We start from the raw sequence: 12,787 nt of genomic DNA, 5'->3' as shown, positions 1-12,787 counted from the left end.
GTACAGACTGGCGAAAAACCTGATCGCAGAAGGCAAGCACCCTATCGTGATCCTGGGCTTCAACACAGCTGCAGAAGTATTCTATAAAGAAGAATTTGAAAAACTGGGCGCAGAAGTACACGTAGCAACAGCTGATGGTTCCGTTGGCGTGAAAGGCTTCGTAACAGATGTTGTGAAAACAATCCCCGATTATACTTACTTCTACACATGCGGTCCTGAACCCATGCTGAAAGCTCTTTCTGCTGTGACAACAACAAGCGGTCAGCTCAGCTTTGAAGAACGCATGGGCTGCGGCTTCGGCGCATGCATGGGCTGCTCCTGCCAGACAAAATATGGCAACAAACGTATCTGTAAAGACGGCCCCGTACTGGTGAAGGAGGAAATCATATGGTAAATACAAAAGTGACCCTCAGCGGCATCACACTGGATAACCCTGTCATCCCCGCCAGCGGTACCTTCGGCTACGGCTATGAATTTGCGGAACTGTATGACATCAATATTCTGGGTACTTTCTCCTTCAAAGGGACAACAAAGGAACCCCGCTTCGGCAACCCTACACCCCGTATTGCAGAATGTCCTGCAGGCATGATCAACTCCGTTGGTCTGCAGAACCCCGGTGTAGATAAGGTTATTTCCGAAGAACTGCCTAAACTGGCAAAATGCTTCCACAAACCCGTCATCGCAAACGTAAGCGGTTTCTCCATCGAAGAATACGCTTACACATGCTCCCTGCTGGACAAAGAACCTCAGGTGGGTATTCTGGAAGTAAATGTATCCTGCCCCAACGTGCACCACGGCGGCATGAGCTTCGGTACAGACCCTGAAGCAGCGGCAGCAGTCACAAGAGCAGTAAAGGCTGTTACAACAAAGCCTGTATATATCAAACTGACACCTAACGTAACAGACATCGTTTCCATCGCAAAGGCATGTGAAGAAGCCGGTGCAGATGGTATCGCCCTCATCAACACCATGATGGGTATGCGTATTGACCTGAAAACAAAGAAACCCGTCATCGCAAACAAAATGGGCGGTTTCTCCGGCAGTGCCATCTTCCCTGTGGCTGTAAGAATGGTTTACCAGGTGGCAGAAGCAGTGAATATTCCTGTCATCGGCATGGGCGGCGTTTCCTCTGCGGAAGACGTTATTGAAATGATGCTGGCAGGTGCAACAGCAGTAGAAATCGGTGCAGCAAACCTGGTGAATCCTTATATCTGTAAGGAGATCATCGAAGACCTGCCCCGTGTAATGGAAAAATATAACATCAAAGACCTGAACGATATCATTGGAGGTGCCCGCAAATGAGCAAAGACGTAATCATCGCCTGCGATTTTAACAGCAAAGCAGACCTGATGGCATTTTTGGACAACTTTAAAAACGAAGAAAGAAAGCCTTTCCTGAAAGTAGGTATGGAACTTTTCTATGCAGAAGGTCCTGCCATCGTAAAAGAAATCAAGGAAAGAGGCCATAAGATCTTCCTGGATCTGAAACTGCATGACATCCCCAACACAGTAAAAAAAGCAATGTCCGTACTGTCCGCACTGGATGTTGATATCTGCAACCTGCACGCTGCAGGCACGAACGCTATGATGGAAGCAGCACTGGAAGGCCTGACAAGACCCGACGGCACACGTCCCCTGCTGATCGCTGTCACACAGCTGACATCCACAAGCGAAGAAAGAATGAAAGCAGACCTGCTGATCGACCAGCCTCTGGACAAAGTCGTAATGCACTATGCAAAAAACGCACAGGTTTCCGGCCTGGACGGCGTTGTTTGTTCCCCTCTGGAAGCTGGCAAAGTAAAAGAAGTTTGCGGCGAAACATTCCTGACAGTCACACCCGGCGTACGTTTCGCTGACGGCGAAGTTGGCGACCAGGTACGTGTCACAACTCCTGCAAAAGCAAGAGAACTGGGTTCCGATTACATCGTAGTTGGCAGACCCATCACACAGGCAGCTGATCCCGTAGCTGCATACAACAGATGTGTAGCTGAGTTTTTAGGTTAATTAGGAGGATATGAATATGAACATTAAAGAACAGATCGCAAAAGACCTGCTGTCCATCGGTGCAGTTTTCCTGCGCCCCGAAGAACCCTTCACATGGGCAAGCGGCATCAAAAGCCCCATCTACTGCGACAACAGATTGACTCTGACATCTGTTGAAGTGAGAAACCATGTAGAAAACGCGCTGGCTGAAACAATCAAAGCAGAATACCCCGATGCAGAAGTGCTGATGGGTACATCCACAGCCGGTATCGCTCATGCGGCGATCACAGCACACCTGCTGGACCTGCCCATGGGTTATGTTCGCTCCGGCGCAAAAGACCACGGCAGAAACAACCAGATCGAAGGCAGACTGGAAAAAGGCCAGAAAGTCGTTGTAGTAGAAGACCTGATCTCCACAGCAGGCAGCTGCATCGAAGTTGTAAACGTACTGCGTGAAGCAGGCGCAGAAGTTCTGGGCGTTGTAAGCATTTTCACATATGGCCTGCAGAAAGGTCTGGACAGACTGGAAGAAGCAAATGTAAAGAACGTAAGCCTGTCCAATTTCGACGCTGTTGCTGAAGTTGCTGCAAAAGAAGGCTATATCAAAGAATCCGATATCGCTCGTCTGCTGAAATTCCGCAGCAATCCCAGTGATGAAAGCTGGAGGGAGATGTAATCCATGAGAAGTCTCATTGATATCGTTGATCTGACTGTAGAAGAGATCGATGAACTGATCGCTACAGCCAATGACATCATTGCAAACCCCGATAAATACGCAGAAAAATGCCATCGCAAAAAACTGGCAACCCTGTTCTTCGAACCCTCTACCCGTACTCGTCTGAGCTTTGAAGCAGCGATGCTGGAACTGGGCGGCAGTGTCATCGGTTTCTCCGGCGCAAGCAACAGCTCTGCAGCAAAAGGCGAAAGCGTATCCGACACGGTACGTGCAGTAGGCTGCTATGCAGACATTATTGCGATGCGTCATCCCAAAGAAGGCGCTCCCATGATCGCTTCCATGCGTTCTCCCGTGCCCATCATCAATGCGGGCGACGGCGGCCACAACCACCCTACACAGACACTGGCAGACCTGTTGACGATCCAGAGAGAAAAAGGTAAATTTGACAATCTGGTCGTTGGTATGTGCGGTGACCTGAAATTCGGCAGAACCGTTCATTCCCTGATCCACGCAATGAGCCGCTATAAAGGCGTGAAATTCGTGCTGATCTCCCCCGATGAACTGAAAGTGCCCGAATACATCATTCAGGAGCTGGATAAGGAAGGTATCCCCTACGAAGAAACAACAAGTCTGGAAGATGCAATGCCTTCTCTGGATATCCTGTATATGACAAGAGTGCAGCAGGAACGCTTCTTTAACGAAGCTGACTATATCCGCCTGAAAGACAGCTACATCCTGAATATGGATAAGCTGGAAACTGCGAAGAAAGACCTGTGCATCATGCATCCCCTGCCCCGTGTAAACGAAATTTCCGTAGCAGTGGATGATGACCCCAGAGCTTGCTACTTCAAGCAGGTACTAAACGGTAAATATATCCGTATGGCTTTGATCCTGAAATTACTGGAGGTGGCGTAAAATGATGAAAGTTGGCGCAATCAACAACGGCGTTGTGATCGACCATATCACAGCGGGTAAAGGTATGAAACTGTATCATTTCCTGAACCTGGATCATATGGACGCCCCCATCGCTCTGATCAAAAATGCTCCCAGTGAAAAAATGGGCAAAAAAGATATTATCAAGATCGATGCCGAACTGGATCTGAATCTGGATATTTTGGGCTATATCGACCCTAACGTAACGATCAATGTCATCAAAGACGGCGCATGTGTGGAAAAATTCCACCCCCAGCTGCCCGAAAAACTGACAAATATCATCCAATGCAACAACCCTCGTTGCATCACTTCTATCGAGCAGGAGATCCCTCATATCTTTAAGCTGACAGATAGAGAAAGCGGCGAATATCGCTGCATTTACTGCGAATCCAAAGCAAAAAATTAACGAGGGACGCTGTCCTGTAGCACTGCTTGCAGTGCGAAACTGACCAGCATGAAATGCTGGCAGCCATTTCGACCCCTGGCAGGGAAATCATTTCCTTGCACCTTGATGCGTAAAAATTTCATTTTTGCAAAATAAAATCCCCTTTATCAAAAGATAGAGGGGATTTTTTATATTCTATTTTCCCTCTTCTGCATAAACTGTTATGAATAAACAAAAGGGAGCAATACCATGCAGAACCCTCATGTAAAATACCTGAAAACAAAAAACGGCTATTTCTATCTTTTTTATTACGAGCAAGGCAGCATCTTCTGCCGCAGCTTTTCTCCAGACGGCTGGGCCCTCCCCCAAAAAATCGCCGAACGGACAGCTCCTGTCTTTTCCCTCTGCCAATACGAGGACGTGGCTTATCTCCTCTATTCCAGCGGAGAAGGCCAGCTTCATTTAGCCTCTTCCAGAGATTTTTCAAAATGGGAGCATCGCCCCATGATGAGCAATACCCAGACAACAGGCAATACAAAGTTTTTCCTTATGCCTGCAAAGGATTCTCTTCACCTTATCTATCATCTTCCCACAGAATCCACCAATGTAGATTCTCTGGTCTATACTGTCTTTCGCAAGGGACAATGGGAAAAGGCCTATCAGATCGACCGCTTCATGCCTATGCAGAAAACACCTTTCCTGGCTCGCAGATTGAGCAGAGAACACATCATTTTATACTATCGGACAGGGCGAAACGTGCTGAGTGCCAGAGAAATGCTTCTGACGCCCTATACCATGGGCAGCGTCACACCTCTCATCCAGACGCCCTCCCCTTTCGTGGATATTTCCATCGTCAATGACAACGAGAAGATCCATATGATCTACATCGTACGGGGAATGTTCCGTACCCAAGTAGTCTATCAATACAAACACACCTCTGCCATCAGCACGCCCCGCATCCTTTGGGAGGATGCCAACTGCGACAACTGCCTGGCATATCTGGAAGAAGGAAAGGTCATCCTCATGTGGACAGTCAATGGGCAGCCCATGCGGTGTGTTTCTGAAAACGGTGGCGCCTCCTTTGGCCCGGCGGAGCGCTATATGGAAAAATTCCCCGGCTACTGCCTGAAGGGCGAGATGCTTGGCGCCCAGGACGACGCACTGAATACAACAGAATGTTACGGCAATGCCCGCCACGGATTTCTGCCGGCTGTTTTTACCCCTTCTCCTCTTCCTGAAGCAAAAGAAGAGCAGAAACGATCCATTCCTCAGCCGGACTATTCCAAGGCGTATACAGCCCTTCAGGAGGCCCACAAGAAGCAATTGGAAGAGCTGACCACATTATTGACCCAGCGAAGCGATGAAGTTGCCGCTGTCAATGCCCGCTGGAAGGCGCAGCTGGAAAAACTGGAAGCCGAGCTGGCCGCCCTGCGGCGGGAAAACGAGGCCCTGAAAGCCAAACAAAGCATCGCCCAGTCCACTCTTCTGACCCAAAATACAGAAAAAGATGCCTGAGAAATCAGACATCTTTTTTATTGCTCAATGACTTCCTGCAGGATCTCCGCAATATCCTCCAGAACCCCGCTGCAATCCACCCCCAATGCCGAAAGCCTGCAGCAATCCAGGCCACCAAACCTTTCCTGGGCTTTCAGCAGAAACAAAATGCGTTTCTGTTTCAACTCTTCTTCCTCAAACAGCAGCCCCAGCACCATCACCACCGCCACCAAACCGCTGCACATACCATTGATGCCAAAGCCACCGCTGATGCCTCCACAGGCCGCCAGCAGCTCCTCAGGCAGGAAAAAGTCATATTCCTCTGCAGCTGCCCGCAGGATAATCTGCGAGCAGTTATCCCCACCATGGCAATAGTCTTCAATTCTTGCTTTCAGCATTCCTTTCACCCCCTCTTCTCCATTCTATGAGAAAAGCGGACAAACGTGAAAAAACCTTCTCGCATTCGAGAAGGTTTCTTTTCTGTCAAATCTTATGCTAAATAATTACCATTGCAAACGGCATCTTCTTCGTCTTCTTCCACGATTTTTGTTGCCAGGGGACGATATTTGCCGCTTTCCCAACGGGGGTTCTGGCTATGGATCCACAGCAGAGCAATCGCAATACCCACCAGACCCAGCACAACGCTGCACAGGGCAGGATGGATCATAGGAAGTACTTTTGCAAGGCCAAAATACCCCAGAACAACACCTGCGATAAAACCAATAAAAGGCAGACCATACATGATGACAACTGCATTAAAGAATGCATTATCCTGCAGTTCCAGCTCTACCCAGTCACCAACCTCTGCATCGCACAGATTTTTCGCTTCGATATCCATTTCACTCTTTGTCATACCGGAAAAGCATGCTCTGCATTCGCCACATGCTTCTTTTCTATGAATTTTTACGAGCGCCAGATCGTCTTTGATTTCATGAACTATACCTTTCATATTTTCGACCACCTTTCTATATTCAACCTTAACAGGTTATCAGCATACATACCATGTTTGATTATACAACAAAATGGTCATAAAAAAAAGCGGTTTTTTAAAAGAATTATTGACAAATGTCAGATTTTTTTCTTTTATACAACCAGAACAGGAAATCTTTGCACAGCGCCCCTAACGGAACGGCAAACAGCAGCCCCCAGAAACCAAACATCTGCCCAAAAATCGCCAGAGAAAGCAAAACCAGGACCGGATGCATCTCCACTTTCTTTCCTATGGCTTTCGGCACGATAAAGATGCTGTCTATCTGCTGCAGCAGCAAAATCAGAATGGATGCATATAAAGCTTTCGCAGGGGTACCGCTCAAAAGTCCCGCAAACACCGCCAAAATAAACGCCATGATGGCGCCAAAATAAGGGATCAGATTGGAAAAGCCGGAGATCAGCCCCAGCAAAATGCCATGGGGCAGGCCAACGATGGTAAATGTTACGGAAAACAGAACCGCCATGATAGACGCATCCAGCATCTGCCCGCTGAGATAGCCGGAAAATACGGAATAAATTTCATAAAAGATATTTTTCGCCGTACCCGTCACCCGTTTCCCCAGCAGTACAGAAAAAATCTCGTTGCAAATATGCAAAATCTTCTCCTTTTCCATCAAGAAATAAAAAGCCGCTGTGGCCCCGATGACGATATCCACCAGACTGCCGCCGATATTCGGAAGGATGTTTGCCAAGCCAAGAATCTTACTTTCTATCCACAAAGTCACCTGCTCTGTCCACACAGAAAGGATGCCCTCTACATTTTGCAGGATGCCCATTTCTGCCAGTTTCAGATTCATAAGCACAAGAATATCCCCTGCCTGGCGGATATATTCGCTGATCTGCTCCGCCAAAGCCTGCAAGTCTGCATTTCCGATCTTTTTCGCCGCAAAGCTGCCTGCCAGAAATAAAAACAGACCCACGGCTAGATAGGAAAGAAGCGTACCTGCCTTTCGATTGCGGATGCGGCTTCTGTGCCGCAGAGAACAGCGTTTCTCATAAAACCGTTGCCAGAAAGCTGTCATTGGCTCCAGAATCAGTGTAAAGAAAAGTGCCCAGAAAAAGGGCGCAAAAACGGCGAGGAGATTCCCCGCCGTTCGTAATATGACATTTTTCGCATCAGGCAGCCAGAACAACAGACCGCACATCCCCACCAGGATCAAAACCGTGACGATGACATGAAAGCCTATTTCCATGTATTTTTTATTCCACGGAAGCCGCATAGCCTGCCCTCTTTCGCATTTTTTTATTTCAGTTTTGTCAGAACCAGTTTCAGATATTCCCAGACACGGATGGTAGAGGAAATGGAAAGGCGTTCATCGGGGGTATGCACGTCGTGCATATCAGGCCCCAGGGAAATCAGATCCAGACCGGGGATCTTTTTCGCAAACAGGCCACATTCCAGACCTGCATGGATCGCAACCACCTTGGGTTCCACGCCGAATTTTTCCACCCAGGCATCTTTGAAGATACCCAGCAGTTCAGAATCGGGATTGAACTGCCAGCCGGGGTAATCATTGACACCAACCACCTTGGCACCGCAAAGGCCGCCCAATACTTCAATCTTTTTACAGATCGCATCTTTTCTGCTTTCCACAGAGCCGCGCACTGCGTTATCGATATAGATATGGTCTTCATTTGTTTTCAGAATACCGATATTGCTGGAGCTTTCCACCAGACCTTCCATATTGGCATCCATTGTCTGCACGCCATAAGGCAGCAACTGCAGCATAGCGATCAGGTTGTCTCTTGTTTCTGCTGTCAGCGTTTCGGAAACTTCTTCCACAGCCTCCATCGTCATAAGTATATCGCTTTCGCAGTCTTTATATTCATCCCAGAAAACTTTCTGCAGTTCCATCACAATAGCGGCTGCTTCGAATTCCTTCGCAGGATCGATGGCGATGACTGCTTCCGCTTCACGGCAGATGGCGTTGTCCATATTGCCGCCGTCAGCTCTTACCAGTGCATAGTCCAGCTTTTCACGCAGCTCCAGCAGAAGTCGGCCCAGCAGGACGTTTGCGCTGGCTCTCTGCAAGTGGATATCTGCACCAGAATGGCCGCCCTTCAAACCACGAATATGGATCGCAAATGCCTTTGCATCTGCTTTCTTTGTTTCCCTTTCCAAGGGCAGATAAACACGCATTCTTCTGCCGCCGCAGCAGCTTACCATCAGGTGTCCTTCTTCTTCTGTATCCATATTCAGGAAGCGTTTGCCTTCCAGATCGAAAGCGTCAAATTCTGTGGCGCCGCCCATACCGATCTCTTCTTCTACCGTAAATACACACTCAATGGGAGGATGTTCGATATCCTGTGCATCCAGCAGCGCCAGCATATAGGCAACAGCAATGCCGTTGTCTGCGCCCAGTGTTGTTCCCTGGGCTTTGATGTAATCGCCGTCGATATACAGCTTCAAGGGTTCTGTCAGGAAATCATGCTCTGTACCTACGTTTTTATCGCATACCATATCGATATGCCCCTGAATAATGAGAGCAGGAGAATTTTCATAGCCTACTGTGCCGGGCTTTTTGATGAGAACATTCATTCTTTCATCCTGACGGCAGTAAAGGCCTCTTTCCTTCGCAAAAGAAACGATATAATCACTCAGCGCTTTTTCATGGAAGCTTCCGTGAGGGATATCACAGATGGCTTCAAAATAATAAAAAACTTTATCACAACCAAGATGGCTCAATACATTCATTGTTTTTTCCTCCTAAAAAAATTCATTCCTACTTATGATATTCCCCTGAAAACCTTCTGTCAATCCTGTTTGCGACAAAAAATCCCAAGAGAATTTTCCAAGACCCACCAACGCCTACGAACTGCTAAAATGCGCCAGATTTCATGGCAGGATGTTCCTGACATAAACCACCATCGGCGGCACATACTAACTTTGCAACACCAAGCAACACCATTTCACAAACGAGCAAAATTCAAGGAGGTTATAAAAATGAGCAACAATAATTCTAGCGGCAACAGCAACAAGATCAACGTACCCGAAGCAAGAGCAGCTATGGAACAGTTCAAATTTGAAGTAGCCAATGAAATCGGCGTACCTCTGAAAAAAGGTTATAATGGCGACCTGACATCCGCGCAGAATGGCTATGTTGGCGGCTATATGGTTAAGAAAATGATCGAAAGACAGGAAAAAATGATGGCGGAAAATAATCAGGGTTAAGCATAAGCTATCTTGATTTTTAGAAGCTAAATTTGAAAAGCCCCTTTGTAAATATCTTTTACAAGGGGGCTTTTTTTATACAAAGAAAAAGGCGTGGAAAACCACGCCTTTATTTTGATGATAAATTTATTTCAGGTTGAAGAAAGCATCAACACCCAGATATTCTGCTACATCGTCCAGTTCTTCTTCGATTCTCAGCAGCTGGTTGTATTTTGCTACACGGTCTGTTCTTGCAGGCGCACCTGTTTTGATCTGACCAGCGTTTACTGCAACTACGATATCAGCGATTGTTGCGTCTTCTGTTTCACCACTTCTGTGGGATACAACTGCTGTCATTTTGTTTCTGTTTGCCAGCTGAATTGCGTTGAATGTTTCTGTCAGAGTACCGATCTGGTTAACTTTGATCAGGATCGCATTACCTGCTTTCAGGTCGATACCTTTCTGCAGTCTTGTTGTGTTTGTAACGAACAGGTCGTCGCCAACCAGCTGAACCTTATCACCCAGTTCTTTTGTCAGCAGCTGCCAGCCTTCCCAGTCTTCTTCTGCCAGACCGTCTTCGATGGAGATGATGGGGTATTTTGCAACCAGAGCTTTCCAGAATTCTACCATTTCTTCGGAAGTTCTTACGATTTCCTTGCCAGCCATCTTGCTTTCGCCGGGGAAGTGATATTTACCATCTTTTTCATCATACAGTTCTGTTGTAGCAGGGTCCAGAGCGATCTTGATGTCTTCGCCCCATTTGTAGCCAGCAACTTCAACCGCTTCTTTGATCAGGTCGATAACCGCATCTGCTGTGGGCAGGTCGGGAGCGAAGCCGCCTTCGTCACCAACTGCTGTGGACAGGCCTTTGTCTTTCAGTACTTTTTTCAGTTTGTGGTAGATTTCAGCACACATTCTCAGGGCTTCTTTGAAGGATTCTGCACCAACGGGCATGATCATGAATTCCTGTACGTCTACTGTATTATCAGCATGTTTACCGCCGTTCATGATGTTCATCATGGGAACGGGCATTGTTTTCGCATTGAAGCCGCCCAGGTACTGATACAGAGGCAGATCCAGTGCTTCTGCTGCTGCTTTTGCAACTGCCATGGAAACGCCCAGAATTGCGTTTGCGCCCAGTTTTGCTTTGTTGGGTGTGCCATCCAGTGCGATCATTGCTTTATCAACTGCAACCTGATCCAGAGCATTCATACCAATGATTTCATCAGCGATAATGTTGTTTACGTTATCTACTGCATCCTGTACGCCCACGCCGTTGTATCTGTCGCCGCCGTCGCGCAGTTCTACTGCTTCAAAAGCACCTGTGGATGCGCCGCTGGGAACAGCTGCTCTGCCAACGATGCAATCATCAACGATAACTTCCACTTCTACTGTAGGATTGCCTCTGGAGTCCAGAATTTCTCTTGCGTATACATCTGTGATTTCGTAATAACCTTTCATTTCTTATATCCTCCTTTTTTAGGGACTCTGTCCCCACAATATCTTACTTGCTTACCAGCAAGCTTTCTCCTGTCATTTCTGCGGGCTTGGGAATGCCCATCATTTCCAGCAGCGTAGGCGCGATATCCGCCAGTTTGCCGCCCTCTTTCAAGCCAACGCCATCTGTATAGTTCACCAGGATAAAGGGAACGGGATTGGTCGTATGGGCTGTAAAGGCATCGCCTGATTCGTAATCGATCAGCTGATCGCTGTTGCCGTGGTCAGCGCAAATGAACATCTGCGCATTCACTTCCAACAACGCATCCATCACCCTGCCGATACAGGTATCCACTGTTTCCACCGCCTTAATGGCCGCTTCCATGATGCCTGTGTGGCCTACCATATCGGGGTTAGCATAGTTTACAATGATGAAATCATATTCACCAGAACGGATGGCTTTCACCAGACCGTCTGTTACTTCCACTGCGCTCATTTCGGGCTGCAGATCGTATGTGGCAACCTTGGGAGAAGGTACCAGCCATCTATCTTCATTGGGGTTGGGTTCTTCCACGCCACCATTGAAGAAGAACGTAACATGGGCATATTTTTCTGTTTCCGCCGTTCTCAGCTGTTTCAGACCTTTGGAAGAAAGATATTCACCCAGGGTATTTGTCAGCTTCTGGGGCTTGAATGCCACCTCTTTATTGGGGATCGTTACGTCATATTCTGTAAAGCAGATATATTTCAGATCCTGAGGTGCTTTTTCTCTGTTGAAACCATCAAAATCAGGATCACACAGAGAGCGTGTGATTTCCCTTGCCCTGTCGGGACGGAAGTTATAGAAGATGACTGCATCATGGTCATTGATCTTACCAACTGCCATGCCGTCTTCTTTTACGATCACCGTAGGTACCATGAATTCGTCTGTTTTGCCCGCTTCATAGGAAGCCCTAATGGCCTGTACCGCATCGGAGGCTGTCGCACCTCTGCCCAGAACCATGGCATTATAGGCTTCTTCCACGCGTTCCCAGCGTTTATCTCTGTCCATGACATAGAATCTGCCGATGACCGTCGCGATCTTGCCTACGCCGATCTCACGCATTTTTTCTTCTAACTGAGCAGCATAATCCGCACCGGATGCGGGAGGAGTATCTCTGCCATCCAGAAAAGCATGGACATATACCTTTTCCAGGCCATTTCTTTTCGCCAGCTGCAGCAGTGCGTACAGGTGGGTATTATGGCTGTGCACGCCACCATCAGAAAGCAGACCATACAGATGCAGTGCGGAATCATTTTTCTTACAATGTTCCACCGCTGCCAGCAAGTCGGGATTTTCGAAGAAATCCCCATCCTCGATAGATTTTGTGATACGTGTCAGTTCCTGATAGACCACGCGGCCTGCGCCCATATTCAGATGGCCTACTTCGGAATTGCCCATCTGCCCTGCAGGCAGACCAACGTCCAAGCCGCTGGCATAGCCGATGGTGGAAGGATATTTTTCCATCAGGCCATCCATCACAGGAGTTTTTGCCTGTTTGATGGCGTTGCCCTCTTCTTTTTCATTGATGCCGTAGCCATCCAAAATCATCAAAACTGTTGTTTTTTTATTCATTATTTGATTCTCGCCTCCATTCAGAAAGCTTTCATTATTTATTGTAATGCACGATAGAAGCAAATTCTTCTTTTAAACTTGCGCCGCCAACCAGACCGCCATCGATATCTTCCATAGCAAACAG

General features: G+C 47.6%; 16 protein-coding genes. 8 read left to right on the top strand and 8 right to left on the bottom strand.

Translation table 11 applies throughout. The features are described 5' to 3' along the window. The 6 genes from IJ369_RS02235 to IJ369_RS02210 all read left to right on the top strand — a co-directional run. The coding region (locus tag IJ369_RS02235; RefSeq protein WP_442859657.1) for an iron-sulfur cluster-binding protein at positions 1-394 on the top strand (394 nt) is incomplete at its 5' end. Further along, positions 388-1,302: a dihydroorotate dehydrogenase gene (locus tag IJ369_RS02230; RefSeq protein ID WP_290715500.1), complete on the top strand. Its 915-nt coding sequence runs from the start codon at positions 388-390 to the stop codon at positions 1,300-1,302. The genes IJ369_RS02235 and IJ369_RS02230, both read left to right, overlap by 7 nt. After that, on the top strand, positions 1,299-2,003 hold the full coding sequence (pyrF, locus tag IJ369_RS02225; protein WP_290715497.1) for an orotidine-5'-phosphate decarboxylase: 705 nt from the start codon (positions 1,299-1,301) through the stop codon (positions 2,001-2,003). The genes IJ369_RS02230 and pyrF overlap by 4 nt, the downstream gene beginning before the upstream one ends. A gap of 16 nt (positions 2,004-2,019) precedes the next feature. Then, positions 2,020-2,658, top strand: a complete 639-nt coding sequence (gene pyrE, locus IJ369_RS02220; protein WP_290715494.1) for an orotate phosphoribosyltransferase — start codon at positions 2,020-2,022, stop codon at positions 2,656-2,658. Positions 2,659-2,661: 3 nt separating this feature from the next. Then, positions 2,662-3,573, top strand: a complete 912-nt coding sequence (gene pyrB, locus IJ369_RS02215; RefSeq protein WP_290715492.1) for an aspartate carbamoyltransferase — start codon at positions 2,662-2,664, stop codon at positions 3,571-3,573. 4 nt (positions 3,574-3,577) lie between these two features. After that, complete coding sequence (locus tag IJ369_RS02210) at positions 3,578-3,997, top strand: aspartate carbamoyltransferase regulatory subunit (RefSeq protein WP_442859658.1); 420 nt, start codon at positions 3,578-3,580, stop codon at positions 3,995-3,997. A gap of 174 nt (positions 3,998-4,171) precedes the next feature. On the opposite strand, the gene IJ369_RS02205 is transcribed toward IJ369_RS02210, so the two are convergent. Beyond that, positions 4,172-4,438 carry a hypothetical protein gene (locus tag IJ369_RS02205; RefSeq protein WP_290715488.1) on the bottom strand — a complete coding sequence of 89 codons (267 nt, stop codon included), beginning with the start codon at positions 4,436-4,438 and terminating at the stop codon, positions 4,172-4,174. A gap of 42 nt (positions 4,439-4,480) precedes the next feature. Between IJ369_RS02205 and IJ369_RS02200 the strand changes: the two genes are divergently transcribed. Then, positions 4,481-5,491: a hypothetical protein gene (locus IJ369_RS02200; protein ID WP_290715486.1), complete on the top strand. Its 1,011-nt coding sequence runs from the start codon at positions 4,481-4,483 to the stop codon at positions 5,489-5,491. Between the two features lie 17 nt (positions 5,492-5,508). On the opposite strand, the gene IJ369_RS02195 is transcribed toward IJ369_RS02200, so the two are convergent. The 4 genes from IJ369_RS02195 to IJ369_RS02180 form a co-directional block, all read right to left on the bottom strand. Then, positions 5,509-5,868 (bottom strand): C-GCAxxG-C-C family (seleno)protein, encoded by a 360-nt coding sequence (locus IJ369_RS02195; RefSeq protein ID WP_290715483.1) that lies wholly within the window; start codon positions 5,866-5,868, stop codon positions 5,509-5,511. Between the two features lie 92 nt (positions 5,869-5,960). After that, positions 5,961-6,419, bottom strand: coding sequence for a SoxR reducing system RseC family protein (locus IJ369_RS02190; protein ID WP_290715481.1), 459 nt, complete (start codon positions 6,417-6,419; stop codon positions 5,961-5,963). 106 nt (positions 6,420-6,525) lie between these two features. Further along, positions 6,526-7,680: an AI-2E family transporter gene (locus IJ369_RS02185; RefSeq protein WP_290715479.1), complete on the bottom strand. Its 1,155-nt coding sequence runs from the start codon at positions 7,678-7,680 to the stop codon at positions 6,526-6,528. Positions 7,681-7,703: 23 nt separating this feature from the next. Further along, complete coding sequence (locus IJ369_RS02180) at positions 7,704-9,155, bottom strand: aminoacyl-histidine dipeptidase (RefSeq protein ID WP_290715477.1); 1,452 nt, start codon at positions 9,153-9,155, stop codon at positions 7,704-7,706. 249 nt (positions 9,156-9,404) lie between these two features. Here IJ369_RS02180 and IJ369_RS02175 point away from each other — a divergent pair, with 249 nt between their 5' ends. After that, positions 9,405-9,632, top strand: coding sequence for an alpha/beta-type small acid-soluble spore protein (locus IJ369_RS02175; RefSeq protein ID WP_290715475.1), 228 nt, complete (start codon positions 9,405-9,407; stop codon positions 9,630-9,632). A gap of 126 nt (positions 9,633-9,758) precedes the next feature. Here IJ369_RS02175 and eno read toward each other — a convergent pair whose 3' ends face one another. The 3 genes from eno to IJ369_RS02160 all read right to left on the bottom strand — a co-directional run. Next, positions 9,759-11,072, bottom strand: a complete 1,314-nt coding sequence (eno, locus tag IJ369_RS02170; RefSeq protein ID WP_290715474.1) for a phosphopyruvate hydratase — start codon at positions 11,070-11,072, stop codon at positions 9,759-9,761. Between the two features lie 43 nt (positions 11,073-11,115). Next, a complete protein-coding gene (gpmI, locus tag IJ369_RS02165; RefSeq protein ID WP_290715471.1) occupies positions 11,116-12,663 on the bottom strand; it encodes a 2,3-bisphosphoglycerate-independent phosphoglycerate mutase in 1,548 nt (515 codons plus the stop codon). Positions 12,664-12,697: 34 nt separating this feature from the next. Next, the coding region (locus IJ369_RS02160) for a triose-phosphate isomerase (RefSeq protein ID WP_290715502.1) at positions 12,698-12,787 on the bottom strand (90 nt) is incomplete at its 5' end.

The sequence above is a fragment of the Anaerotignum sp. genome, from assembly GCF_017483025.1.
In the GTDB taxonomy this organism is placed as follows: Bacteria; Bacillota; Clostridia; order Lachnospirales; family Anaerotignaceae; genus Anaerotignum_A.
The sequence above is the reverse complement of the archived record's forward strand: the minus strand, read 5'-3'. Positions and strand labels throughout refer to the sequence as shown.

Bases quoted from the DNA above. Each gene is read 5' to 3' on its own strand.
- IJ369_RS02210 (WP_442859658.1), top strand. From the start codon at position 3,578: ATGAAAGTTGGCGCAATCAACAACGGCGTTGTGATCGACCATATCACA.
- gpmI (WP_290715471.1), bottom strand. From the start codon at position 12,663: ATGAATAAAAAAACAACAGTTTTGATGATTTTGGATGGCTACGGCATC.
- IJ369_RS02205 (WP_290715488.1), bottom strand. From the start codon at position 4,438: ATGAAGCTGGCCTTCTCCGCTGGAATAGAGGAGATAAGCCACGTCCTC.
- IJ369_RS02230 (WP_290715500.1), top strand. From the start codon at position 388: ATGGTAAATACAAAAGTGACCCTCAGCGGCATCACACTGGATAACCCT.
- pyrB (WP_290715492.1), top strand. From the start codon at position 2,662: ATGAGAAGTCTCATTGATATCGTTGATCTGACTGTAGAAGAGATCGAT.
- IJ369_RS02175 (WP_290715475.1), top strand. From the start codon at position 9,405: ATGAGCAACAATAATTCTAGCGGCAACAGCAACAAGATCAACGTACCC.
- IJ369_RS02185 (WP_290715479.1), bottom strand. From the start codon at position 7,680: ATGCGGCTTCCGTGGAATAAAAAATACATGGAAATAGGCTTTCATGTC.
- IJ369_RS02195 (WP_290715483.1), bottom strand. From the start codon at position 5,868: ATGCTGAAAGCAAGAATTGAAGACTATTGCCATGGTGGGGATAACTGC.
- IJ369_RS02180 (WP_290715477.1), bottom strand. From the start codon at position 9,155: ATGAATGTATTGAGCCATCTTGGTTGTGATAAAGTTTTTTATTATTTT.
- pyrF (WP_290715497.1), top strand. From the start codon at position 1,299: ATGAGCAAAGACGTAATCATCGCCTGCGATTTTAACAGCAAAGCAGAC.
- IJ369_RS02200 (WP_290715486.1), top strand. From the start codon at position 4,481: ATGATGAGCAATACCCAGACAACAGGCAATACAAAGTTTTTCCTTATG.
- eno (WP_290715474.1), bottom strand. From the start codon at position 11,072: ATGAAAGGTTATTACGAAATCACAGATGTATACGCAAGAGAAATTCTG.
- IJ369_RS02190 (WP_290715481.1), bottom strand. From the start codon at position 6,419: ATGAAAGGTATAGTTCATGAAATCAAAGACGATCTGGCGCTCGTAAAA.
- pyrE (WP_290715494.1), top strand. From the start codon at position 2,020: ATGAACATTAAAGAACAGATCGCAAAAGACCTGCTGTCCATCGGTGCA.